This is a genomic window from Cellulophaga lytica DSM 7489, assembly GCF_000190595.1.
Classification (GTDB): domain Bacteria; phylum Bacteroidota; class Bacteroidia; order Flavobacteriales; family Flavobacteriaceae; genus Cellulophaga; species Cellulophaga lytica.
The window spans coordinates 1947968-1973995 of record NC_015167.1 but is presented as its reverse complement, the minus strand read 5'-3'; the positions used below and the strand labels follow the sequence as shown (position 1 = coordinate 1973995).

Sequence of the window (26028 nt, the reverse complement as noted above, 5' to 3'; positions counted from 1 at the left end):
TTATTTTAGTCTCGTGATAACAATTAAAAGCATTACAAAATTCGACAAAGCACACGCTACAGTTATTACAATTGGTACTTTTGATGGTGTACACATTGGCCATAAAAAGATACTAGAAAGACTCATAAATAGTGCCAAACTATTAGAAATAGAAAGTACTGTGCTTACTTTTTTCCCGCATCCTAGAATGGTTTTGCAACAAGATAGTAATATTAAATTACTTAACACTATTGAAGAAAAAGAAATGATACTAAGCAACTTAGGCTTAGATTTTTTAATTATTCATCCTTTCTCTAAAGAATTTTCTAGGCTTAGCGCAATAGAATTTGTTCGTGACATCTTAGTTAATAAACTCAATACCAAAAAAATTATTATAGGATATGACCATAGATTTGGGCGTAACCGTAATGCAGATATTAACGACTTAAAAAATTACGGCACTACGTTTGATTTTAATGTAGAGGAAATTACCGCACAAGAAATTGATGACGTATCTGTAAGTTCTACAAAAATTAGAAAAGCATTAGCAGAAGGCGATGTTAGCAAAGCCAACAGTTACCTTGGCTACAATTATATGTTAACCGGTATTGTTACCAAAGGTAAAGGCTTAGGGAGACAATTAAATTTTCCTACTGCAAATATTTATATAAAAGAAGAGTACAAATTAATACCTAAAAATGGTGTGTACGTAGTTAAAGCCAAATTAAACAATTCTACTGTTTTTGGTATGATGAATATTGGCTACAACCCTACTGTTAACGGAACAGAAAAGACCATTGAAGTAAATTTCTTCAATTTTAATGATGATCTTTACGGCAAAAAAATACAGGTAGACATTTTAGAGCGCATTAGAGATGAAGTAAAGTTTGACTCTATTAACGATTTAAAAGTTCAGCTTACAAAAGACCAAGAAACTGCTACTAGTTTAATTGCTAAACTATGACCACTTTCCTATTTAAAAAAATAGACAATGCCGGCTTAATTCTATTTAGAATATTTTTTGGCATACTTATAAGTTTAGAATCCTTTGGAGCTATACTTACTGGCTGGGTAAAGGCCAACCTTGTAGAACCTACTTTTAATTTTTCTTTTATTGGTTTTGAGTGGCTAAATATTATTACTGGCCCTAGTATGTATGCCTATTTTATTATTATGGGTATTACTGGTATTTTTATTTCTGTAGGATACAAATACAGGTACAGTATGCTTGCCTTTGCATTGTTATGGAGCTGTGTGTATTTAATGCAAAAAACATCATACAACAACCATTATTACCTATTAATGTTAATTTCTTGGATAATGGTGTTTTTTCCAGCTAACACAGACCTTTCTGTAGACGCTAAAAATAACCCAGAACTACGCACTACCAAAATGCACGCATATTATAAATATATAATTGTACTACAGCTAACCATTGTATACACATATGCTTCTGTAGCCAAATTGTATGCAGACTGGTTAGACTTTGGCTTTATAAAAGTGCTAATGCAAAACAAAGCAGACTATTTTTTAATTGGCGAGTTTTTACAACTTGCTTGGGTGCACAAAATTGTAGCTGTTTTTGGTATTTTGTTTGATTTACTTATTATTCCTGCATTATTATGGAAACCTAGCCGAAAAATTGCTTTTATTTTAGCTATCTTTTTTCACTTGTTTAACTCTATTGTTTTTCAAATAGGCATTTTCCCGTACTTAGCTTTGGCTTTTACAGTTTTCTTTTTTGAGCCACAAAAACTTAGAGATATCTTTTTTTTAAAAGAGAAAAAATACAAAGTACATACACTTGTCCCGCCAAAACACAAAAAACTTATTGTAGGTATTTGGGTTATCTATTTTTTATTTCAGTTGGGGTTACCCATAAGACATCATTTTTTTAAAGACAATGTTTTATGGACCGAAGAAGGGCATAGACTTAGTTGGCGTATGATGCTACGCTCACGTTCTGGCAGTGTTACTTTTACTACAGTAGACAAAGACACAAGTGAAAAAAAGCGAATTAATTTAAACAACTATCTTACTAAAAAACAACGCAGAAAAATTGGAGCATATCCAGATTTTATTTGGCAATTTGCACAACATTTAAAAAAAGAAGCCAAAAAGGAAAATAAAAATATTGCTGTATACGTAAACTCTAGAGTTAGCATTAATGGTAAACCATACCAACCTTTTATAGATCCTAAAGTAGATTTAGCACAAGAAAAATGGCATCATTTTAAGCACAATAATTTTATTTTACCTAGTCCAAAATAAATCACAAGCACTAAACTCTTCAACTTTTACGCATTCTCTTTTGCGCAATCCCTTTTTACCATTAAATTTGCTTTTAAAATTTAAATAAATGCTACAGCTTCAAGCTATCCGAGAACAAAAAGACGAGATTATTATCGCCCTAAAAAAGCGTAATATAGATGCAGCTCCTTTGTTAGAAAACGTACTTTCATTAGATGAAAAACGTAGAGATGCACAAACCAAATTAGATAACACACTTGCAGAGAGTAATAAGTTATCTAAAGAAATTGGTATGCTTTTTAAGTCCGGAAAAGCATCTGAAGCAACAGTTTTAAAAGAGCGCACCGTTGTTTTAAAAGAAGAGTCTAAAACATACCAAGAAGAATTAAATACGGTTGCTGAGGAATTACAAAGTTTACTGTACCAAATTCCTAATGTACCACACCCTAGTGTACCTGCAGGAAACACAGATGAAGATAATGAGGAAATTTTTAGAGAAGGAGATATTCCTGAATTAATAGAAGGTGCTTTACCACACTGGGAACTAGCTAAAAAATATGACATTATAGATTTTGAACTTGGTGTTAAAATTGCTGGTGCTGGTTTTCCTGTTTATAAAGGAAAAGGTGCTAGATTACAACGTGCACTTATTGCTTACTTTTTAGACAAAAATACAGCCGCTGGTTACCAAGAAATTCAAGTTCCGCATTTGGTAAATGAAACTTCTGGTTACGGAACAGGTCAGTTACCGGACAAAGAAGGACAAATGTACCACGTTACTGCAGATGATTTATACTTAATACCAACTGCAGAAGTACCTGTAACTAACATTTTTAGAAACACTATTGTTAACCAAAAAGATTTTCCTATTACATACACAGGTTATACACCTTGTTTTAGGAGAGAAGCTGGTAGCTATGGTGCGCACGTGCGTGGCTTAAATAGATTGCACCAGTTTGATAAAGTAGAACTTGTACGCGTAGAGCACCCAGACAATTCGTATGCTGCTTTAGATGGTATGGTAGAACATATAAAAGATATTTTAAGAGAATTAAAATTACCATACAGATTGTTACGCCTTTGTGGCGGAGACCTTGGTTTTACATCTGCTCTTACGTTTGATTTTGAAGTGTTTTCTACAGCACAAGACCGTTGGTTAGAGATTAGCTCTGCGTCTAACTTTGAAGCATACCAAGCTAACAGACTTAAACTACGTTTTAAAGATGAAAACGGCAAAAGCCAATTTGCACATACTTTAAACGGAAGTTCTTTAGCTTTACCACGTGTTTTAGCCGGGATTTTAGAAAATTACCAAACAGAAAAAGGCATTAAAATACCAGATGTTCTTGTGCCTTATTGTGGTTTTGACATGATAGATTAAGGTTCTTTAACAAGAACTTCTTATATTCTTGGTATCTTTACTAAAAAATAGATTTCTTGAGAATATTTATACTTATACTAGCCTGCTGTTTTGCGCAACTTTCCGTTGGGCAAAACAGCTTTTTAGCTAAACAGTATTATGATGATGGTGATTTTGACAAGGCAGTAGTTTTTTACGAGAGATTAGTAAAAGAAAACCCAAGAAGATCTGACTACCAAACGTTTTTAATTAGTTGTTACCAACAGTTAGAGCGTTATTCTGATGCCGAAAAACAAATTAAAAAAAACTTAGATTCGCCCAACCCAATACCTGTTTATTATATAGACTTAGGACACAATTATACCTTACAAGGCAATAATGAAGAGGCCAAAAAATATTATGACTTGGCTTACTCTAAAGTAGAAGAAAACCCAAGAAACGGATACGGCTTAGCATATAAATTCCAAAACTACTCACTTTTAGAGTATGCCGCAAAAACATACAACAAAGCAATGGAATTAAACCCGGCTTTAGATTTTAATTTTCAGTTAGCACGTATTTATGGGGAACAAGGTAATGTAGAGAAAATGTTTACCAGTCTACTAAATATAGTTGCTAAAGATCCTAATAGAATGTCTTCGGTAATACGTAATTTAGACGATTTTATTACCACAGATTCTGATAACAGAAACAACACAATACTAAAAAAACTTATTCTTAAAAACGCACAAAGAAGTCCGGATATTATTTGGAATGAAATGCTAAGTTGGCTTTTTATACAGCAAAAACAATTTTACAGTGCTTTTAGTCAAGAAAAAGCAATTTACAAACGCTCACAAGACAACAGCTTAAGAAGATTACAAACATTAGCTAATATTTGTGTTGATGAAAACGAAAAAGAAACTGCACAAGAAATTTATAATTACATTGTAGTTAACAGCCCTAGGGTAGATAATGTAAAATTATATGCAGAATTGCAAAGGATAGCATTAGACTTAGACTTGTCTAACAACAAAAATACAGATGCTACACAAAAAGCATTTGCTGTATTGCTAGAAACTTATGGTTACAAACCACACAGTATAATGTTACAGCTTAGGTACGCTAACTTTTTAGCTTTTAAAAAAGATGAAACAGAAGAAGCTACATTTGTATTAAAAAAAACACTAGAACTACAGCTTAACAGGTATGAAGAAGCTAAAATAAAAATGGCTTTAGCAGATATTTTGGTATACAACAAGAGGTTTAATGAGGCCTTAATTTATTACACACAAATACAAAAAAACCTAAAAAATGATGTTTTAGCTCAAAACGCGCGTTTTAAGGTTGCAAAAGCTAGTTTTTACAAAGGAGATTTTGACTGGGCTTTAGCACAATTAAAAGTGTTACGCAGTTCTACATCTCAACTTATTGCAAATGATGCTATGCAACTTAGCCTTTTAATTTCTGACAACAGCTTGCAGGACTCTACCCAAACAGCCTTAAAAAAATATGCTACTGCAGATTTATTAGCCTATCAAAATAAAACCACAGAAGCAATAGCAGCTTTAGATGATATTTTAGAAAATCACAAAGGAGAAAAAATTGAAGACGAAGCTCTGCTAAAACAAGCAGAACTTCTTATAAAACAACAAGAGTACGAGAAAGCAGAGCTTAATTACCTAAAAATTATAGAGTTTTATAAATCAGGAATTTTAGCAGACGATGCACACTATGCCTTAGGCGAGTTGTACCGTACAATACTGTACAAACCAGAAGAAGCTAAATACCATTACGAGAAAATAATATACGGCTACCAAGACAGCTATTTTTTTCCTTTAGCCAGAAAAGAGTTTAGAAAACTTAGAGGAGACGCTATAAATTAGTTATAGCTTTGCAAACTGTACAAAAATAAACATTACACTAAAAAAAAGACTATGTATATATACAACGTAACCATTAATGTAGAGGAAGAAGTGCACGATAAGTGGTTGTCTTGGATGAAAGAAACACACATACCAGATATGTTAGCAACTGGTAAATTTACTGGCGCAAAAATGTGTAAGGTTATTATAGAAGAAGAAATGGGAGGTGTAACATACTCTGTACAATACAGCACACCAAACAAAGAAACTTTAGACGTTTATTATAAAGATGATGCAGATAAACTACGCCAGGAAGCAAACAAGCTTTTTGCTGGCAAGTTTGTAGCTTTTAGAACAGAGTTAGAAGTTATTGGAGAAGCAGTATTAACTCCTGCAAAAAAATAAAACTACCTTTTGCAAAAAACAAAGTTTTAAACAATTAGCTACATAATTATGTCTAAAAAAAAGAAAGAATTTTTCAAGAAAAACAAGGCCCAACGTAAAAATGATAGTCCAGTTAAGGCTAAAAAACACCTTGGCCAGCATTTTTTGACAGATGAAGCTATTGCCCAACAAATTGCAGAAACACTAACTCATAATGGGTATACTAATGTTATAGAAATTGGTCCGGGTACTGGTGTACTTACCAAGTACATTTTAAAACATGATTTAAATTTAATAGCTATGGATTTAGATACTGAATCTATAGCATATTTAAATCAGAATTTTTTACTAGAACACCCAGAACTACTTAACCGAAAAGGTACATTTAAAGTTGTGGAGGCAGATTTTTTAAAACAAGATTTAACTACCATTTTTGGCGACGAACAATTTGCAATAAGTGGCAACTTCCCGTATAACATATCTACACAAATTGTATTTAAAACATTAGAGCATAAACAGCAAATACCAGAGTTTACAGGAATGTTCCAAAAAGAAGTTGCAGAGCGCATTTGCTCTAAAGAGGGCAGCAAAGCATACGGTATTTTATCTGTATTAACTCAAGCTTACTACCACGCAGAATATTTATTTACAGTACCGCCAACTGTTTTTAATCCGCCACCAAAGGTAGATTCTGGCGTACTAAGACTAACACGTAAAGAAAATTTAGACATTGGTGTAGATGAAAAATTACTGTACCGTGTTGTAAAAGCAGTTTTTAATCAGCGTAGAAAAACCATTAGAAACAGCTTAAAAACCTTTGAACTTTCTGATAATTTAAAAGAAGACCCTATCTTTGGCAAACGTCCAGAACAATTAGCCGTTGAGGATTTTGTAGCACTTACAAAAAAGATAGCCAATGACACCGTTTAAATTAACAGACGAATTTTTACAGCATATAGAAACATTAATTTCCAATCAAAAAGACGCAGATATTCAGCTTCTTTTAGAGGAAATACACTATGCAGATATTGCCGAAATAGTTAATGAGCTTAATACTGATGAGGCTACTTATATAATTAAATTATTAGAGAGTGATAAAACCTCTGATATTTTAACGGAGCTAGATGAAGATGTAAGAGAATCTATTTTAGGAAACTTATCTACCAAGGAAATTGCAGATGAGCTTAATGAACTAGATACAGATGATGCCGCAGATATTGTTGCAGAGTTACCACAAAACATTGTACAAGAGGTAATATCTGAACTAGAAGACAGGGAACATGCAAAAGACATTGTAGATCTTTTACGATATGATGAGTATTCTGCAGGTGGATTAATGGCAAAAGAGCTTGTAAAAGTAAATGTAAACTGGAACGTGCTTACTTGTGTAAAAGAAATGCGTGCACAAGCAGAAAATGTTACTAGAGTACACTCTATTTATGTAGTAGATGATGAAGAAAAACTCAAAGGAAGGTTATCATTAAAAGATTTACTTACCACATCTACAAAAACACACATTAAAGATGTGTATATCCCAAAAGTAGACTCTGTTTCTGTAAACGAAAAACCAGAGGAAATTGCAAAAATAATGTCTAGGTATGACCTTGAAGCTATACCTGTTGTTGATGAAATTGGCAGGCTAGTTGGAAGAATTACTATTGATGATATTGTAGACGTAATTAAAGAAGAAGCAGATAAAGATTATCAGATGGCTGCAGGTATATCTCAAGATGTAGAAGCAGATGATAGCATATTAGACTTAACAAAAGCACGTTTACCTTGGTTAATATTAGGCCTTTTTGGAGGTGTAGGTTCTGCCACTATTATGGGTACTTTTGAAGGTGTTATAAATGGCCATATTTCGCTACTATTATTTACACCCTTAATTGCCGCTATGGCTGGTAATGTAGGTGTGCAATCTAGTGCAATTGTTGTGCAAGGTATTGCCAACGATGATTTAAAAGGCAGTATGGTAAATAGGCTTATAAAAGAAATACTTTTATCTGCACTTAATGGCACTATACTAGCCATTATACTTTTTTGTTTTGCTTGGCTTATGGAGGGCGATGTTAAAATGGCATTTGCCATATCTATATCATTAATAGCAGTTATTATTGTTGCTGGTATTATTGGTACGTTTGTACCTATTTTTTTACACAAAAGAGGTATAGACCCTGCCATTGCTACAGGACCATTTATTACAACCAGTAACGATATTTTTGGTATTATAATCTATTTTTCAATAGCTAAAATGTTCTTATAAAACATAAGCTGTATCATTCTTAATTTCTTCTAACACAAAAGAACTTTGCACGTTAGATATACCCTTAATTACAGATAATTTATCTAATACAAATTGTTGGTACTGCGTCATATCACTAACAGCAACTTTTAGTAAAAAATCATAATTACCAGACAAGTGTTGGCAGCTCATAATTTCTGGCAAATGGGCCACATTATTTTTAAAATTATCTATTAACTCTCTAGAGTGTGTTGCTAGTGTAATATGGCAATACACTTTTATGGCTTTATTTATTTTTTCTTCATTAAGCAGGGCAACATAACCCTTAATATAATTTTGCTGCTCTAACTTTTTTATACGCTCAAAGGTAGGAGATACTGTTAGTCCTATTTTATCTGCAATTTCTTTAGTGTTCTGTTTTGCATTTTGTTGCAATAACATTAGTATTTTTTTGTCTACAGCATCCATACCAGTATATTTTTTTGTTAAGCCGATAAAATTTAATCAAAATTAGAATAATACTATTGAAAATAACCACATATGCAGTATAATTTATCAAACTAACAACAAATTAAAGACACTTTGCCTGAAAATACTAATTTTACAGCATTAAAACCTACGCTACTACTATGTATAAAAATATATCAGTAAAAGACACAGAACGTCTTCATAAATTAAAAGAAAATATAGAACAAGCCAGGGATTCATTTTTAGGTTACCCTGTATCTAAAGATTTTAATTACGCTGAGCTTAGTAGTTTTTTACAATACCCAATAAACAACTTAGGAGATCCGTTTGAAGATGGCACGTATAAGGTACAAACCCACGAAATGGAAAAGGAAGTTGTTGCATTTTTTGCTAAACTATTTAGAGCACAACCAACAGATTATTGGGGCTATATAACCAATGGTGGCTCTGAAAGTAACTTATATGGTTTGTATTTAGCAAGAGAATTATATCCAAAAGGAATGGTGTATTACTCAGAATCTACACATTATAGTGTGCGTAAAAATATTCATTTATTAAATATTCCTAGCATCATTATTCGTTCTCAAGAAAACGGAGAAATAGATTATGAAGATTTTGAAAATACGGTAAGAATGAATCGTCATAAACCAGCAATTGTACTTACCACTTTTGGCACTACAATGAAGGAAGCTAAAGACGATGTTTCTAAAATAAAAGGCATTTTAAAAAACTTAGCTATACAAGACCATTATATACATTGTGATGCTGCATTATCTGGCACATACGGTGCATTTATGGAGCCACGTATACCGTTTGACTTTAAAGACGGTGCAGATAGTATATCTATAAGCGGACATAAATTTATAGGCTCGCCAATACCATCTGGTGTTATAATAACAAAGCGCAGTAACAGAGATCGTATAGCAAAAGGCATCTCTTATATTGGCTCTTTAGACACTACAATTACAGGATCTAGAAATGGTCATAGTCCGTTATTTTTATGGTATGCACTTAAAAAATTAGGTGTAGATGGCTTAAGAGCACGTTACCAAAAAAGTTTAGAAACAGCTGTTTATTGTGAAAATAGGTTAAAAGAAATTGGTGTAAATGCTTGGCGAAATCCAAACGCTATTACTGTTGTTTTACCTAAAACAGCACTAGAAGTAAAACAAAAATGGCAATTAGCCACAGAGGGTAATGTTGCCCACGTTATATGTATGCCCAATGTTACAAAAGCACAAATAGACGAGTTTATTTATGATATGTCACAAGCCAGTACTATTGAAGAAGAAGAATTTGAGCTAGATTTTTAGATTAACACTACTAGTTTAGAACCCAAAAAGTCAATGGATACAATTTCCATTGGCTTTTTTTAATGTCAAATAGTTATCTTTATAGAACTACAAAGCAACTACATATGACAAAAAACCTTTTACATATTTGTGTCTTATTACTTTTATTTAGTGCGTGTAAACCTAAAAACAAACCTGCTACCGCAACAGATAACACAGACCATAATACAGCAAGTAGCTCACCTACAAAGATTAGCAATACAGCTTTAATTATTTTAGGTACTGTACAAGATGCAGGGTCACCACAAATAGGCTGTAAAAAAGACTGTTGCAAAAACTTATTTACAAACCCAGATCCAAACAGAAAAGTAGTTTCATTGGGTGTTGTAGACAACCAAAACAAAGCCACATTTTTGTTTGAAGCCACACCAGATATTGCAACACAAGTAAAGGCCTTAAAAAACAGTGCTAATTTTAATGCACAAGAAATTCCTACTGGTATTTTTTTAACACACGCACATATTGGTCATTACGCAGGTTTAATGTTTCTTGGGAAAGAAGCTATGAATGCTAGTAACACACCTGTTTATACTATGCCAAAAATGAAAACTTTTTTAGAGGAAAACGGTCCTTGGAGTCAGCTTGTTGCAAATAAAAACATAGCTATTAAAGCAACAGAAAACAAGCAAACACTAGAACTTACCTCTAATTTAAAGGTGGTTCCGTTTACAGTGCCACACAGAGATGAGTTTTCGGAAACCGTAGGTTATACTATAATTGGGCCAAATAAAAGAGCATTATTTATTCCTGACATAGACAAATGGAATAAGTGGGGCCAAGATATTACTACTGAGATTGCCAAGGTAGATTATGCCTTTATAGATGCTACTTTTTTTGATGCCGAAGAAATAAACAACAGAGACATATCAGAAATTCCACATCCGTTTATTATAGAAAGTATGGGATTATTTAAAGAGCTACCAGCTACAGAAAAAAGCAAAATTAACTTTATACATTTTAATCATACAAATCCGGCTCTAAACATAAAAAGCACAAAGGCAAAACAAGTAATAAAAAACGGCTTTAACATTGCGCAGATTAATACTGTTTACAATTTATAAAATACCTATTAATACTATATTTACTCTAAAATTACACCTATGAAAATTAAACTGTTTTATCTTATAGCTTGTGCACTTTTCACTACAATTACCAACGCACAAACCTATGCTAAAAATGGTATGGTAGTATCAGACAATAGTGCGGCATCTAAAGTTGGCACAGAAATACTAAAAAAAGGCGGTAATGCAATAGATGCCTCTATAGCAACTGCTTTTGCACTAGCAGTTACGCACCCACAAGCAGGTAATATTGGCGGTGGTGGCTTTTTGGTTTTTATGAAATCTGATGGCAACGCCACAACTATAGATTTTAGAGAAAAAGCACCTTTAAAAGCTACAACAAATATGTTTTTAGATAAAGATGGTAACTTAATTGCTGGTTCTAACCACAACGGGTTACAATCTGTAGGTGTACCTGGCACAGTTGCAGGTTTATATATGGCTCATAAAAAGTATGGAAAATTGCCGTGGGCTTCATTAGTGCAGCCCGCTGTAGACTTGGCAGAAAATGGTGTACCGCTATCTTACACATTATACAAACATGCTTTACACTATAAAAAAGAATCTGAATTTATGGCTAACTATTTCACCAATGAAAAAGGTGAAATAACACAAATGGATGAAATTTGGAAGCAACCAGTACTTGCCGCTACGCTAAAAGAAATTAGAGACAACGGTAAAGATGGTTTTTACAAAGGGAAAGTTGCCAAAGAAATTGCTCGTTTTATGAAAAAGAACGATGGATTAATTACACTCAAGGATTTGGCAAAATATGAAGCTGTAGAAAGAGCCCCTTTAAAAGGCACTTACAAAGGTCATGATATTTTTGTAATGCCACCACCAAGTTCTGGTGGTGTTGCACTATTAGAAATGATGAATATTATGGAGTTAGCAGATTTTAACAAAGCACCTTTTAACTCAACTCCTTACGTACATTTGGTTGCAGAAGCTATGCGTAGAGCCTTTGCAGATAGAGCAGAACATTTAGGTGATCCTGATTTTAATTTAAATATGCCTTTAGAAAAACTTACCTCTAAAGAATTTGCTAAAAATAGGTACAACAATATAGATTGGCAAAAAGCATCTGTAAGTGACTCTACCAAGTACGGACAAATTTATGATGGTACCAACACCACACATTTATCTGTTTTAGATAAAGATGGCAATGCTGTCTCTTTAACATATACCTTAGAACACTCTTATGGCTCTAGATTAGGTTCTCCTAAACTTGGTTTTATTTTTAATAATGAAATGGGCGATTTTAATCCGCAACCAGGCTATACAAACAGCAAAGGCCTAATTGGCTCTGCTGCAAACATTATTAAACCAGAAAAAAGAATGCTTTCTAGTATGACGCCTACAATTGTAGCTAAAGATGGTAAGGCTGTATTGGTAATTGGCAGTCCAGGCGGAAGAACTATTATAAACACAGTTTTTCAGACAGTATTAAATGTTATTGAGTTTGATATGCCTATACATATGGCTATTGAAACTATGAAAATTCACCACCAATGGTTGCCAGATCGTATTTTATATGAAAGAGGCCTGCTATCACCAGATACCGTAAAAGCTTTAGAAGCAATGGGACACACTATGGAACCACGTGGCCAACTTGGTCGTTTAATGGGCATTACAGTTGATTCTGATAATAAAGTCTATGTAGGAGCATCAGACTCATCTAGTCCAGATGGTGGTGCTGTTGGTTATTAATTTTAATACATTTTATTTTGAAAACTATTAACCTACAAGAAAAACAAAGCAAGTTTAACAAACAGTGGCATCCGCACCAAATTGCTGTTGTAGACAATATGCAGGTACTTTTAGCCAAATTAAAGGGCGACTTTGTTTGGCACGCACACGAGAATGAAGATGAACTTTTTCAGGTATTAAAAGGCACACTTTATATGCAATTTAGAGACCGTACAGAAATTGTAAAAGAGGGTGAAATAATTGTGGTACCAAAAGGCGTAGAACATTGCCCTAGAACAGAAAACGATGAAGTTGTAGAGGTATTGTTGTTTGAAAAACTATCTACCTCACATACAGGCAATGTTATTGACAAAAAAACACAAACTGAATATCCAAAAATATAATAATGAAAGTATTGCATTTAGATAAAAATCATCCTTTAATAATAGAACAATTTAAAGGTTTTGGTTTTACAAACGATGTAGATTATACCGCAACTAAAGAAGAAGTAGAAGCTATAATTCATAACTATGAGGGCTTAATTATACGCAGTAGATTTCCGTTAGACAAAACATTTTTAGACAAGGCAACCAATTTAAAATTTATAGGGAGATTAGGTGCTGGTCTAGAAAATATTGATACAGATTACGCTACCCAAAAAGGCATTTTTTTAGCCTCTGCACCAGAAGGTAACCGTAATGCTGTTGGCGAACATACATTGGGGATGATTTTATCTTTGTTTAACAAACTAAACAAAGCAGACAAAGAAGTCCGTAATGGAAAATGGGACAGAGAAGGCAACCGAGGAATTGAATTAGATGGCAAAACTGTGGGTATAATAGGCTATGGTAATATGGGCAATGCATTTGCAAAAAAATTACGTGGTTTTGATGTAGATGTTATTTGCTATGACATTAAAGATGGTGTTGGAAACGAAAATGCAACACAAGTAGACTTAGAAGAATTGCAACAAAAAGCAGATATTTTAAGTTTGCATGTACCACAAACACAGCTTACAAAAAATATGATAACAGCGAATTTTATAAATGGTTTTAAAAAACCGTTTTGGTTATTTAATACTGCACGTGGCAAGTGTGTTGTAACGGCAGATTTAGTAACTGCATTAAAAGAGGGTAAAATATTAGGCGCAGGACTAGATGTTTTAGAGTATGAGAAAGCTTCTTTTGAACATATGTTTACAGATAACGAGCTACCAGAAGATTTTGAATATTTAATAAAATCTGATAACGTATTACTTAGTCCGCACGTAGCTGGCTGGACGGTAGAAAGCAAAATTAAACTTGCGCAAACAATTGTAGACAAGGTTAAAGCTAAATTTTTGTAAATTTAAAAGTGAACCAAAAGAACAGCAGATTATGCAATCTAAAGCAACAACACCAGACCAATATATAAATGAGTTACCAGAAGAGCGCAAAGAAGCTGTATCTAAAATTAGAGAAACAATTTTAAACAATATTCCTACTGGTTTTACAGAAACTATGAGTTATGGTATGTTAGGCTATGTTGTACCACATACTTTGTATGCAGATGGCTACCATTGTGATCCTAAATTGCCGCTCCCCTTTATGAATGTGGCATCGCAAAAAAACTTTATAGCATTGTACCATTCTGGTATTTATGCAGATCCAGACTTGTTAAATTGGTTTACTACAGAATATCCTAAGCATTGCAAACGCAAGTTAGATATGGGCAAGAGTTGTATCAGGTTTAAAAAGTTAGATGATATCCCATACGAGTTAATTGGCGAACTAGCTACAAAAATGACAGTACAACAATGGATAGATTTATACGAGAAAAACACTAAAAAATAAAACCAATATGAAGAATAGAGTTACAGGTTTAGGAGGTTTCTTTTTTAAAACAGAAGACCCAGATAAAATAAAGCAATGGTACAAAGAAAGATTAGGTCTGGATACAGACCGCTATGGTTGCACTTTTTGGTGGAAAGATAAAGAAGGAAAAGACTGTAGTACACAATGGAGCCCTATGAAAAATGACACTACGTATTTTGAACCAAGCAAATCTTCTTTTATGATGAATTTTAGGGTAGAAAATCTAGTAGAATTATTAAAAGTATTAAAAGCAGAAGGCGTTACTATTGTTGGTGAAATAGAAGAATATAGCTACGGTAAATTTGGATGGATACTGGACCCTGACGGAAATAAGTTAGAATTATGGGAGCCAATAGACGAAGCTTTTAAGTAATAATTAAAAAAAATTACTACATTTAACCCACAATTAAATTAAACCAACACACAAAAAATTATGTCAGAAGAAAACAAAGATTTTAACACAGAAGCAAAAGAAACTGCTAATGAATTCTCAGAAGGTCTAAACAATATGGCTAATAACGAAAATAAGAAAATGCTTGCAGGTATTTTAGGTATTCTATTCGGTTATTTAGGAATTCATAAATTTATATTAGGCTACCAAAAAGAAGGTATTATTCAAATAATAGCAAGTGTGGTAACTTGTGGTGCAGCAGGAATTATAGGATTTATTGAGGGTATTATATACTTATTAAAATCTGATGAAGATTTTTACAACACTTACCAAGTAGGTAGAAAGCCTTGGTTCTAAAGAATTAAAAACACTACAATACAATAAGGCTATCTATTTTTTAGATGGCCTTTTTTATTTTACAGACTCATAGTTTAAGGGCAATGTATTTGCTATTCTAAGCAAGCCCATATCACCACCAAACAACACCACATCTACAGGAGAGTGGTTGCCGTAAGCATCTATATAAAAAGGGTTTTGAGTTACAACAACAAAAGAATTACTCCACCTATTATACAGTATATTTAATCGTTCTAAAGACTGAACTACTTTAGCGCTGCCATCTTCTATTTTTTCTACTTTGTAATAGTCATAAGGGTTTACCTCTAAGCTTTCTTTAAAAATTCTAAAATTTTCTTCTGTAAGTCTCTTTGCAGACAAAGCCCTCATAAAATGCAATGTAGATCCCAAATAGGTAATTTCTCTATTTTTAACGTACTTACGTTTTACCTTTTTGTTTATCTCTGTAAATAATGCTGTACCTGCGTAAAATACAGACCCTGTAAGTCTAAAGCCATTAACATTAGTTTTATATCGAACCTCAAAATCTTGCAAATAATACGATAACTTATACCCTAAAAACTTATTTACTACTATAATAGGTTTATTTACATAAGCGTAAAGAACATCTTCTTTTTTACTGTAATACAAGCGTATGTCATCTTCATTTAAAATTTTACATTTTTGCGCAGGTAAAGTAGTTCCTAAAAACTGATTTCTAAAGATGCGTAACTTCTTTTCCCTACTCCAAGTATCGGGTTCTAAAACAACTTCATTTAATTGCTCTACTTCTTCTTGTAAATAAATAGTGCCAAGATCTTTTTTACCTACTGCACTTATAATTTTATTTTTATAACCAAAGTAACTTATAACAAGTGGCGCTGTGCTATTTTTTTCTGTGGAAATACTAAAATATCCTTTTGTATTGGTAACTACACCAATTGTGGTACCATCATAAAATACAGAGGTACCAATTAGGGGTTCTTTAGTATTTGCATCTAAAACATAACCCGTAACTGTTTGCTGTGCGGTGACTTTTAAAAAAACAAATGCAAATAAAAAAAAGAGTGTTGTTTTCATTTGCATTTAATATTATTCTGCCTGTTCGTTATTGTGTAGTTTCTGCTCTAATTCTGCCTGAAATTCTTCCATAACAGGCTTTACTGTACTCTCTGGTATATCTGCAATTTTTATATACATTAAACCATCTACAGAGTTGTTAAAAAGCGGATCTACATTAAAAGCTACCACTTTTGCATTTTGTTTAATGTATTTTTTAATTAAAACTGGTAATCTTAAATTTCCTGGTTCTACCTCATCAATAAGTCTATCAAACTTATTTAAATCGGCTTCAGTTTCATCAAAAATAAATTCTTTATCTGCATCTTTTAATTTTACTTTAAACTCCTTTTTAGGTCTAATGTATTGCGCCACGTAAGGATCCCAGTAGTTAGACTTCATAAACTCTATCATTAAAGATTTAGAGAAATTAGAAAACTGATTACTTATACTTACACCACCAATTAAGTATTTGTACTCTGGGTGCCTAAGTGTTGTATGCACAATTCCTTTCCATAATAAAAATAAAGGCATAGGTTTTTGCTGGTATTCTTTAACAATGTATGCCCTACCCATTTCTATGGTTTGTTTCATCATACCATACAGTTCTGGTTCTAGTCTAAAAAGATCTTGCACATAAAAGCCATCTATACCGTATTTTTTAAATATTTCTCCACCAAGTCCCATACGGTAAGCACCAACTATAGCTTTACCATTGTCATCCCAAAGAAATAAATGATGGTAATAATTGTCAAACTCATCTAAATCTATAGCCTTGTTTGTCCCCTCTCCTATTGCTCTAAAAGTAACTTCTCTTTGCCTACCAATTTCCTGTAAAATAAATGGCATATCATCTGCTGTAGCCAAAAACACTTCATAAGATTTACTTTGCAATAGCCTACAGTCTTTTTTACGAAGCTCTTCTATCTCTTGTTCTATAAGTTCTCTACTAATAGGTGTGGCTATTTTTTTAGGTGCCTTAGGTATTTTAAGTGTTGTAGGTACTTTATCTATTAACCTTTCTTTTTCAAAGGCATTAGAAAGCATATATGTTTTTCTACGTAATAGATCTGTAAAATCTACCAAGCTCTTTTGCTCATTTTGAGTTTTTACAGATATAGGCTGACCAATTCTAACCTTAATAACCCTGTTTTTTTGTGTAGTTACTTCAGAAGGTAATTTAGCGGTTCTAAAAACATCACTAATTTTAGACAACCTGTAAAACAACCTGCTATTTTTTGCGTGAAAATAGATAGGTACAACAGGCACCTCTGCTTTTCTAATTAATTTTAAAGCTGTTTCCTCCCAAGGTTTATCTACAATTAATTTTCCGTCTCTGTAGGTAGAAACCTCACCTGCCGGAAAAATACCTAATGGATGTCCGCCTCTAATATGAAGCATCGCATTTTTAAATCCGGCTAAACTACTTTTTACTTCCTTTCTACTCTCAAAAGGATTTACAGGTAATATGTAAGGCGACATTGGCTCTATTCTGTTTAACAGAAAATTAGCCATTATTTTAAAGTCTTCCCTGTGTTGTAATAGTAGTTTTAACAACAAAACACCATCTATACCACCCAGCGGGTGGTTAGATATAGTGATGTATGCTCCGTCTTTTGGAAGTCTTCTAAAATCTTCCTCAGGAATCTCAAATTTAATTTGATAATGCTCTAAAATAGCATCTAAAAAAGCAGTCTCTGTTAGGTGCTTATGATTGTCATAAAAGGTATTGATACTAGAAATTTTAGTCACCTTCATTAGCAACCAACCTATAAAAGTGCCAATAAAGCCAAACTTATCTACTTTAATGGCTTGCGCAACTTCTTTTGCTGTAACTAATCCCATACATTATATTGTGATAAACAAATATAACTTATTAGTTTTAATGTAAAACAATGTTGCTTATTTTAATACCAACAACATATTACTTTACCACTAATTGCACCGTTTCTTTAGCTCTTTGCTCTAGCAATATTTCTTTACCGTTTTGTATACTATCTATTGCTTTTGCATTAAAATGACGAATAGTATATAACGATACTCCCTCTTGATGGTTTACCTTAAACTTTCCTTTTAGCTTGTTTAATAAATCTGGTAACTGATCAAACTTATTATCTACACAAACAGAAAAACTAATAGCAGAATTTTGTATTAAATCTACCTTCATTTTATGGTCATGCAACAATTTAAATAACTCACTAATACTATCTTCCACAATAAAAGAAAAATCTAAAGAAGAAAGTTTCATTAAAACCAAATCTCTTTTAATAATAAAACAAGGCACTTTTGGCTCTATTCCTTCACCTTTACCAACAGTAGTTCCTGCATCTAATGGATTTAAAAAAGATTTTACACGCAGCGGAATTTCTTTACGCTGTAAAGGCTGTAATGTTTTTGGGTGAATTACAGAAGCTCCGTAAAAAGCAAGTTCTATTGCTTCTCTGTATGATATTTTGTTTAACAGCTGTGTTTCTTCAAAATACCTTGGATCTGCATTTAAAACACCTGGCACATCTTTCCAAATAGTAACCTCTGTAGCATTTAAGCAATACGCTAAAATAGCAGCAGAATAATCAGACCCTTCTCTACCTAAAGTAGTGGTAAAGTTATTATCATCACTACCTAAAAAACCTTGTGTAATGTTAAGTTTGCTTTTATCTATACCTGCAGTAATTTTTTCTTGTGTTTTATCCCAATCTACAATAGCATCTCTGTAATTGTCGCTAGTTTTTATAAACTCTCTAACATCTAACCAATTGCTTTGTATGTTAACTTGGTTTAAATAAGCACTTAATATGGTAGTAGAAAGCAACTCTCCGTACCCTACAACTTGGTCATAAACAAAGCTACGTTTTGGTGATTTGTTCCATGCTAAAAAGCCTTGTACCTCATCAAACAATACTTTTACTTTACCATAAACTTCATGTTGTGTATTATCAAAAAGATCATTTAAAATATCCGTATGAAAATCTATAACCTCTTGTATTGCTGCTGGCAAAGCCGCTTTATCTTTAAAATATGCATTTACAATATCTTCCATTGCATTTGTAGTCTTGCCCATTGCAGAAACCACAACTAAAGTATTTGTATGTCCTACTTGTTGCAATACGTTTACAACATTTTTTACTCCCATAGCATCTTTTACAGAAGCGCCACCAAACTTAAAAATCTTCATTCTATTATGTTATATTTTGTATTAGCTAACCTATTACCTACAGGTTTGCTATATAATTTTCAATTCCTTTTTCATCTAAATGCACAACGTCCCAATCTCTTTTTACGTCTGCACCTTTGCTTTGGTAAAACTTAATGGCAGGCTCGTTCCAATCTAAAACTTCCCAACATATACGTTTAACACCCTGACTATGGCCGTACTTTATAACCTCATTTAACAACAAAGTTCCTATACCAGAACCTCGCATTTTTAGGGTAACAATTAAATCCTCTAAATGCAAAACAGGACCTTTCCAGGTAGAGTATCTGTTGTAAACCAAAGCCAAACCAACAACTGTATTATTTGCTTCTGCAACAAAGCAGTGAAACAATTTATGATCACCAAAACCATCTAAAATTAAATCATCTACAGTAACCTCTACCGCTTCTGGTTCTTTTTCAAAAAGCGCCAATTCCTTAATTAAATTAAGCACTTGCGGCATATCTTCCTTAGTTGCATCTCTTGTAATAAACTCCATAATTATTCTCTAATAAACTGCAAAGTAACACGTTTAAGCGACTTTAAATAACGAAAACGTTGTAGTATCACAAAATTATCGATATTTGTACTTAAATAAAACACAGCTATTAATGGACAAAAAAAACAAGACTTTAGGAGAATTCATTATTGAAAACCAATCCTCATTTCAATATTCTTCTGGAGAACTTTCTAAACTGATTAACGCCATACGTTTAGCCGCAAAAGTGGTAAACCACGAGGTAAACAAAGCAGGATTAATAGACATTTTAGGAGCCGCTGGCGACACCAACATACAAGGTGAAGACCAACAAAAACTAGATGTTTTAGCAAATGAAAAGTTTATACAGACGTTAAAAAACAGAGAAATTGTTTGTGGTATAGCATCTGAAGAAGAAGATGATTTTATTAGCATTAATAGTCAAGATGAGCAACACCAAAACAAATATATTGTACTAATAGACCCATTAGATGGCTCATCTAACATAGACGTAAACGTATCTGTAGGTACTATTTTTTCTATATACCGCAGGGTAACACCAGTTGGTACACCGGTTACAATTGAAGATTTTTTACAACCAGGAGACAACCAAGTAGCAGCAGGTTACATTGTTTATGGTACATCTACAATGTTAGTATATACAACAGGTGACGGCGTAAATGGTTTTACATTAAACCCAGCAATTGGTACATTTTACTTATCGCACCCAAATATGCAATTTCCAGAAACAGGTAAAATATACTCTGTAAACGAGGGGAATTACATACACTTTCCGCAAGGTGTAAAAGATTATATAAAATACTGCCAGCAAGAAGAAGGAGACAGACCATACACGTCTAGGTATATTGGCTCATTAGTATCAGATTTTCATAGAAATATGATAAAAGGTGGCATTTATATGTATCCAAAAAGCAGCAAGGCTCATGAAGGCAAACTACGCTTGTTGTATGAGTGTAACCCAATGGCATTTTTAGCAGAACAAGCTAATGGTAAAGCAAGTGATGGTAAAGGCCGTATTATGGCTTTAAAACCAACAGAATTACACCAACGTGTACCTTTCTTTTGTGGAAGTACTAAAATGGTAGAAAAAGCAGAAGAATTTATTGCAAAAGCAAATAAATAAAACCATATTAAAAATAAAAAACGAGGCAAAAGCCTCGTTTTTTTTTATACTTTAAAAATACTATTTGCTTATTTTCTAACAAGCATAGCATAATCTTCAAAATCTAATTTACCACCAAAAATAACAATAGATCTAGTAATAACTTTATCTGCAGACTCATTAGAATATCCTAAACCAATAGCATATTTTTTAATAAGTACTCTTTCATCATCATCAATATCATGATCTGCAAAAATAATTTTAAACAAATCGTACATACGCTCTAAACGTCTGTCTAAACTTGTTGGCGGATCTATTGGGTAAGCCCCTGGGTTTTTCATTACCTCTTTGTACTCAGTTTCAGTAATATCTAATTTACGTGCAAAACGGTCTAAAACAACTTTTTCTGCATCGTTAACCTCACCATCTACACTTGCTAAAGAAGCAATAGATGCAAAGTGTGCAACATTTTTTCTATGTTGACTATTACCGTATAAATCTTTAAAAGACATAATTTATTATTTAATTTAGATTGCAAATATAATTTTTTGCAATAATAGAACTTCAAAATTTTAAAATTATTTTGGGCGTTCGTTAAAACAGCTGTTTTTAACGCCGTGCTATACGTTACTAATCCTCGCAAAAAAGCTGCGGGTTATTCACTACTATCACTAACGCGGTAAAAAGCAACAACCCTGTTTTAAAATAAGATTTTACTTACATTTATAACAAAACAAACCCGTAAGTAATGAAGCATTTTATAGTACTCATCTTTTTTAGTTTAAGCATTATTAGCGCTCAAACGCAAAAAGGAAAAGCCACCTATAAACTAAAACACCCGCAAATAGATGTAGTAGACACAACAAAAAAAACTTCTACAATGGGCAACCAAATAACAGAGTCTATAAAAACAGCCCAAGAGCTTATAGCGTTTAATTTGGCATTTAATAATAAAGAGTCTGTTTTTTACAGAGAAGAAAAACTATACACAAACCTAGACAAGTTTACTAAGGGTATGATAGACATTTTAAGTAAGGGCACCTATTACAGTAATATAGCTACAAACGAAAAATTAAAATCTACCTCTTTTGATAACAAAAATTATATAGTAAATATTTACCAGCCACAACCTTGGAAAATTACAGACACAACCAAAACCATACTTGGTTATACTTGCCATAAAGCCACACTTACCAAAACAAATAAAAAAACAACAAAAGACTATACTGTAGAAGCCTGGTTTAGTAAAGATATACCCTACTATTTTGGCCCAGACGAGTACAATGGCTTACCAGGGCTTATTTTAGAACTAAAACTAAACCCTAAACAAACAATATACTGTACAAGTGTACAACTGCAGAGTAAAAAAAATAAACTACTTACAAAACCTACCGAAGGAACTTATATAAATTCTAATGAAGAGTTTGAAGACATTGTAAAAACATTAGCCTCTAAAGCAAAGCAAAAACATTAATAATGTAAACAAAAAAATAAAGAAAAAGAATACAAAATATTTTTAAACTAAAAATATAGTTTTATATTAGCAAGGTCATCATCAATAAACAACAGACTATATATGAAACATTTACTCTATATAATTTTACTACTACCTCTTATTTCTTTAGCTCAAATACATAGCGGTACCATAACCTATGGCATTACGGTAAATAAGCAAGACGATAGTAGTTACAAAGGCAAGGAAGGAGTAAAAGAAACAATGATGTTGGTAAGTAAAGCTGCTGAAAACGTAAACTACAAACTTCAGTTTAACGCAGCATATGCAAAGTTTAATGTTGACAACAGATTAGCCATAAAAGATGGTGATTTAGAAGAGTTAGCAATTATTATTTCTGGAAACAATGGAACTTATTACACATCCTTACCACAAAAAAAACAAATAATAAAAACAGATGCAGGTATACATATTGACGCTCCAATAGAAAATGAAAATTGGAAACTAACTAAAGAGACTAAAAAAATAGGAGATTTTTTATGCTATAAAGCAACGTTAGCGAAAACTGGCTCCAAGAGAAGTTTAATAGCTTGGTACACACCGGAAATACCATTTGCTTATGGCCCCAACAATTTTGTAGGAAAAATACCTGGCCTTATATTGGAGGTAAAAACTTCTATGACAACTTACAAAGCCAAGGAGATAAAACTAAACCCTAAAAAAGAAATTGTTATAAAGTGGCCTAAAGAAAAAAACAACATGACTGTTAGCGAGTATAAAAAGGCTGGTGATAAACTCTATCAAGATCTTAAAGATGAGCGTAAAAGGTAAAAATAGTATGGTTGTAAACCTTATGTTTCTAGTGTTGTCCTTAACAAGTGTAGTAGCGCAAAAAACAACATCTGGCAGCATTACCTATACAATTAATTTAGCTCCAGAATTAATTAAAAGCATTTCTAAAACAAATAACCCTAATACAAGAGCAATATTAAAAAACTCAAAAGAGGTTAGTTACGCTTTAAATTTTAATAGCAAATCATCTACCTATCAAAAAAATGAAAGCTTGTATAATGAAAGCAAACAAAAACTAAACTTAGTTGCTACTGGTGCAGGCGGAACAGGTATATTCTACTACAACACAGAAGATAACGCTTTACTTAAACAACTAACAATAGGGGGAGATACATTTTTAATTACACAAAACGCTAAAAAATGGAAGCTTTTAAATGCTTCTAAAAAAATAGGAAAGTACAATTGCCACAAGGCAACTCTTTTAAATAAAAACAATAAAGAAACCAAAGTAACGGCGTGGTACACTTTAGATATTCCTTTACCATATGGCCCAAAAGATTATAATGGTCTACCTGGTATAATATTGGAGTTGTATGAAGGTAAATTCTTTTTTAAAGCATCTAAAATACAGCTATCAAATAAAAATAAAATTATAGAAAAGCCAGTAGACGGACTTAAACTAACACAAGAGGAATTTAATAACAGGTTTAAAGGTTTTTTTGATGAAAAATAGTGTTGTAAAAATTGCTCTTATAATTAGTGCTAGTTTAGGTTTTATTTCAAATAATAGCTACGCCCAGAACGCTAAATTTCTAGAGATTATTTATAAAAAAGATATTAGTTTAAAAGTTGATACGGCAAAAAACAACGCTCATCAAATAAACTTATCTGAGTTTAATGCACCGTTATCAGATGCTGCTAAAGATATAAGATACAGCTTAAAAATATCAAACCACAATTCTGTTTTTAAAGTTGTGGAGAGTTTAAATAATGATTCTAAAAATAACATATTAAAAAAAGCCGCAATAAATATTGGGGGAACAAATGGAGACTTTTATATAAATAAACAAGACTCAACAGCCATACTCAACAAAACTTTGCTAGACGCTAATTTTAGAGTTCTATTAAAGCCTAAAAAATGGAAGATACATAAAGAGAATAAACTTATAGGAAAGTACCTATGCTATAAAGCAACAACAATTGACACTGTAAATAATAGTAAAGGAGTTCATAAATTTAGAGTAAACGCCTGGTTTACAACTCAACTAGCTTCCTATTTTGGGCCTAGTGCATATTATGGGTTACCTGGCTTAATTTTAGAAGTTGATAATGGCAAAATGAAATTGACTGCCACTGAGGTAACTTTTGTGAAACCATTTCAAATTAGAAAACCTAAATCTGGTAAATTAATTACTGAAGATGAGGACAGCTCAAATCAAATTAAAGCTGAAAAAAATATAAAAGAACATTTTGATGATGTATTCAAGTAAAATGAAGAAAATTACAAAATTGGTCTTAATACTAATTCTACTAAGCAACCTTACTTATAGTCAAGAGCTGAGTGGTATTATTAAGTATAATGGATCTTTAAACAAAACTTATATAGATAGTATACTAAAAACAATTTACAATAATAAAAATATTCCCCATACTCATAAAGAATTTGCCAAAAATGAATATGGAAGTGCTGTTGATGTAGATTACTATTTACATTTTAAAAATAATCAATCGTATTTTTATTACAATGATGCTCTAGAATTAGAAACTGGACACAATCCAACATCGAGCTTAATAGGTAAAATGCCCTTTTATAGAAATATAAAAGCAAATAATATTATAGAAATAAACCAATACGTAGGAACAATAAACAGAAAACCTCTACAATGGAAAATAACTAATAAAACAAAAAAAATTGGCAAATATGTTTGTAACCAAGCATTGGCAACTGAAACTTTATTTAGCAGACAAGGGCATTATTATACAGAAAAAGTAGAAGCTTGGTTTACCACAGAAATACCTGTAAGCATTGGTCCTAAATTATATACTGGTTTACCTGGTTTAGTCTTAAAGGTTAAGACAGATAAATTTACAATGATGGCAACCGAAATTAACTTAAACCCCAAAAAAGAAATTAGCATTACAGTGCCTAATTTGGATAAAATAATAACCCAAGAACAAGCTAATAAAAAATGGGAAGAATTAGCAGAGGCTAGTAAGCAAAGAAGATAATGACTAAAATGGTTCAGATTTGCAATCAATATTCCCGTTAAAATATTGTTAAATTAAATAATCATTGTAATAATAATAATACATTTAAGGAGTCAAAAATAATATAGGTTTTTTCAAAGTCTACCTATACCATTTTTGGCAACTAGCTAGTAACCAACGTTGGTTTTTTTATTTAAAGACTTTGATAAGTGACTTTGAGCTTATTTTTATTTACTAATCAACCTAAAAAATAAATAGGTTACAAAATTAAAATTATGAAAAAGAAAATATTTAGTATCGCTGCTGTTGTTTTGTTTATGAGTACTAATGCGTTTGCTTCAATAAATAAAACTGAAGAAGATATAAGTAGATACTCATGCGAAGATTTAGCTTGGGATGTTATGGAATATGTTTATGACCAAGAGGGAGATGGTTTTCTTGCAGCTGAAGCAATGGATTATGTACTAGCCCATTGTGTTGATTAATAACTAAATTTTGAAAGTGTAGATAAAT

28 protein-coding genes are annotated in these 26028 nt (G+C 32.4%); 22 read left to right on the top strand and 6 right to left on the bottom strand.

The genetic code is table 11. From position 1 onward, the window contains the following. The first annotated feature begins 13 nt into the window (after positions 1-13). From CELLY_RS08870 to mgtE, 7 genes are all read left to right on the top strand, one after another. Positions 14-943: a bifunctional riboflavin kinase/FAD synthetase gene (locus CELLY_RS08870; RefSeq protein WP_013621338.1), complete on the top strand. Its 930-nt coding sequence runs from the start codon at positions 14-16 to the stop codon at positions 941-943. Then, positions 940-2250, top strand: coding sequence for an HTTM domain-containing protein (locus tag CELLY_RS08865; protein ID WP_013621337.1), 1311 nt, complete (start codon positions 940-942; stop codon positions 2248-2250). The genes CELLY_RS08870 and CELLY_RS08865 overlap by 4 nt, the downstream gene beginning before the upstream one ends. Before the next feature lie 88 nt (positions 2251-2338). Further along, on the top strand, positions 2339-3610 hold the full coding sequence (gene serS / locus CELLY_RS08860) for a serine--tRNA ligase (RefSeq protein ID WP_013621336.1): 1272 nt from the start codon (positions 2339-2341) through the stop codon (positions 3608-3610). 56 nt (positions 3611-3666) lie between these two features. Then, the gene (locus CELLY_RS08855; RefSeq protein WP_013621335.1) at positions 3667-5454 is read left to right on the top strand and encodes a tetratricopeptide repeat protein; all 1788 of its coding nucleotides are present in this window, start codon (positions 3667-3669) and stop codon (positions 5452-5454) included. Between the two features lie 51 nt (positions 5455-5505). After that, the gene (locus CELLY_RS08850) at positions 5506-5838 is read left to right on the top strand and encodes a DUF4286 family protein (RefSeq protein ID WP_013621334.1); all 333 of its coding nucleotides are present in this window, start codon (positions 5506-5508) and stop codon (positions 5836-5838) included. A gap of 48 nt (positions 5839-5886) precedes the next feature. Next, on the top strand, positions 5887-6747 hold the full coding sequence (gene rsmA, locus CELLY_RS08845) for a 16S rRNA (adenine(1518)-N(6)/adenine(1519)-N(6))-dimethyltransferase RsmA (protein ID WP_013621333.1): 861 nt from the start codon (positions 5887-5889) through the stop codon (positions 6745-6747). Then, positions 6734-8080: a magnesium transporter gene (gene mgtE / locus CELLY_RS08840; protein ID WP_013621332.1), complete on the top strand. Its 1347-nt coding sequence runs from the start codon at positions 6734-6736 to the stop codon at positions 8078-8080. The genes rsmA and mgtE overlap by 14 nt, the downstream gene beginning before the upstream one ends. Here mgtE and CELLY_RS08835 read toward each other — a convergent pair. After that, positions 8075-8527 carry an Lrp/AsnC family transcriptional regulator gene (locus CELLY_RS08835; protein WP_013621331.1) on the bottom strand — a complete coding sequence of 151 codons (453 nt, stop codon included), beginning with the start codon at positions 8525-8527 and terminating at the stop codon, positions 8075-8077. The genes mgtE and CELLY_RS08835 overlap by 6 nt on opposite strands. Before the next feature lie 161 nt (positions 8528-8688). Here CELLY_RS08835 and CELLY_RS08830 point away from each other — a divergent pair, with 161 nt between their 5' ends. From CELLY_RS08830 to CELLY_RS08795, 8 genes are all read left to right on the top strand, one after another. Beyond that, positions 8689-9840 (top strand): histidine decarboxylase, encoded by a 1152-nt coding sequence (locus CELLY_RS08830; RefSeq protein WP_013621330.1) that lies wholly within the window; start codon positions 8689-8691, stop codon positions 9838-9840. Between the two features lie 104 nt (positions 9841-9944). Beyond that, entirely contained in the window at positions 9945-10940 is a 996-nt protein-coding gene (locus tag CELLY_RS08825) for an MBL fold metallo-hydrolase (protein WP_013621329.1), read from the top strand. 39 nt (positions 10941-10979) lie between these two features. Continuing rightward, entirely contained in the window at positions 10980-12650 is a 1671-nt protein-coding gene (gene ggt / locus CELLY_RS08820) for a gamma-glutamyltransferase (RefSeq protein WP_013621328.1), read from the top strand. A gap of 17 nt (positions 12651-12667) precedes the next feature. Further along, on the top strand, positions 12668-13033 hold the full coding sequence (locus tag CELLY_RS08815) for a cupin domain-containing protein (protein WP_013621327.1): 366 nt from the start codon (positions 12668-12670) through the stop codon (positions 13031-13033). A 2-nt stretch (positions 13034-13035) separates the two neighbouring features. Further along, positions 13036-13974, top strand: coding sequence for a 2-hydroxyacid dehydrogenase (locus tag CELLY_RS08810; RefSeq protein ID WP_013621326.1), 939 nt, complete (start codon positions 13036-13038; stop codon positions 13972-13974). Positions 13975-14005: 31 nt separating this feature from the next. Next, the gene (locus CELLY_RS08805) at positions 14006-14461 is read left to right on the top strand and encodes a DUF1801 domain-containing protein (protein WP_013621325.1); all 456 of its coding nucleotides are present in this window, start codon (positions 14006-14008) and stop codon (positions 14459-14461) included. A gap of 7 nt (positions 14462-14468) precedes the next feature. Beyond that, positions 14469-14855, top strand: coding sequence for a VOC family protein (locus CELLY_RS08800; RefSeq protein ID WP_013621324.1), 387 nt, complete (start codon positions 14469-14471; stop codon positions 14853-14855). 60 nt (positions 14856-14915) lie between these two features. Further along, positions 14916-15230 carry a TM2 domain-containing protein gene (locus tag CELLY_RS08795; RefSeq protein ID WP_013621323.1) on the top strand — a complete coding sequence of 105 codons (315 nt, stop codon included), beginning with the start codon at positions 14916-14918 and terminating at the stop codon, positions 15228-15230. 54 nt (positions 15231-15284) lie between these two features. Here CELLY_RS08795 and CELLY_RS08790 read toward each other — a convergent pair whose 3' ends face one another. The 4 genes from CELLY_RS08790 to CELLY_RS08775 form a co-directional block, all read right to left on the bottom strand. Then, on the bottom strand, positions 15285-16289 hold the full coding sequence (locus tag CELLY_RS08790) for a carboxypeptidase-like regulatory domain-containing protein (RefSeq protein WP_013621322.1): 1005 nt from the start codon (positions 16287-16289) through the stop codon (positions 15285-15287). A 12-nt stretch (positions 16290-16301) separates the two neighbouring features. Next, complete coding sequence (locus CELLY_RS08785) at positions 16302-18113, bottom strand: GNAT family N-acyltransferase (protein WP_013621321.1); 1812 nt, start codon at positions 18111-18113, stop codon at positions 16302-16304. Positions 18114-18192: 79 nt separating this feature from the next. Continuing rightward, the gene (locus CELLY_RS08780; RefSeq protein WP_013621320.1) at positions 18193-19443 is read right to left on the bottom strand and encodes an aspartate kinase; all 1251 of its coding nucleotides are present in this window, start codon (positions 19441-19443) and stop codon (positions 18193-18195) included. A 37-nt stretch (positions 19444-19480) separates the two neighbouring features. Beyond that, entirely contained in the window at positions 19481-19960 is a 480-nt protein-coding gene (locus CELLY_RS08775; RefSeq protein WP_013621319.1) for a GNAT family N-acetyltransferase, read from the bottom strand. A gap of 112 nt (positions 19961-20072) precedes the next feature. On the opposite strand from CELLY_RS08775, the gene fbp reads away from it, so the two are divergent. After that, a complete protein-coding gene (fbp, locus tag CELLY_RS08770) occupies positions 20073-21083 on the top strand; it encodes a class 1 fructose-bisphosphatase (RefSeq protein ID WP_013621318.1) in 1011 nt (336 codons plus the stop codon). 68 nt (positions 21084-21151) lie between these two features. Here fbp and CELLY_RS08765 read toward each other — a convergent pair whose 3' ends face one another. Beyond that, positions 21152-21574, bottom strand: a complete 423-nt coding sequence (locus CELLY_RS08765; protein WP_013621317.1) for a tellurite resistance TerB family protein — start codon at positions 21572-21574, stop codon at positions 21152-21154. A gap of 236 nt (positions 21575-21810) precedes the next feature. Here CELLY_RS08765 and CELLY_RS08760 point away from each other — a divergent pair, with 236 nt between their 5' ends. The 6 genes from CELLY_RS08760 to CELLY_RS08735 all read left to right on the top strand — a co-directional run bounded on the left by CELLY_RS08760 (position 21811) and on the right by CELLY_RS08735 (position 26000). Next, positions 21811-22536 (top strand): GLPGLI family protein, encoded by a 726-nt coding sequence (locus CELLY_RS08760; RefSeq protein WP_013621316.1) that lies wholly within the window; start codon positions 21811-21813, stop codon positions 22534-22536. A gap of 102 nt (positions 22537-22638) precedes the next feature. Beyond that, positions 22639-23346 carry a GLPGLI family protein gene (locus tag CELLY_RS16715; protein WP_013621315.1) on the top strand — a complete coding sequence of 236 codons (708 nt, stop codon included), beginning with the start codon at positions 22639-22641 and terminating at the stop codon, positions 23344-23346. Further along, entirely contained in the window at positions 23330-24040 is a 711-nt protein-coding gene (locus tag CELLY_RS16710; RefSeq protein ID WP_013621314.1) for a GLPGLI family protein, read from the top strand. Before CELLY_RS16715 ends, CELLY_RS16710 begins: the two co-directional genes overlap by 17 nt. Continuing rightward, on the top strand, positions 24030-24797 hold the full coding sequence (locus CELLY_RS16705; protein ID WP_013621313.1) for a GLPGLI family protein: 768 nt from the start codon (positions 24030-24032) through the stop codon (positions 24795-24797). The genes CELLY_RS16710 and CELLY_RS16705 overlap by 11 nt, the downstream gene beginning before the upstream one ends. Before the next feature lies 1 nt (position 24798). Beyond that, positions 24799-25536 carry a GLPGLI family protein gene (locus CELLY_RS16700; protein WP_051983468.1) on the top strand — a complete coding sequence of 246 codons (738 nt, stop codon included), beginning with the start codon at positions 24799-24801 and terminating at the stop codon, positions 25534-25536. Between the two features lie 254 nt (positions 25537-25790). Beyond that, positions 25791-26000 (top strand): hypothetical protein, encoded by a 210-nt coding sequence (locus CELLY_RS08735; RefSeq protein WP_013621311.1) that lies wholly within the window; start codon positions 25791-25793, stop codon positions 25998-26000. Positions 26001-26028 lie beyond the last annotated feature (28 nt).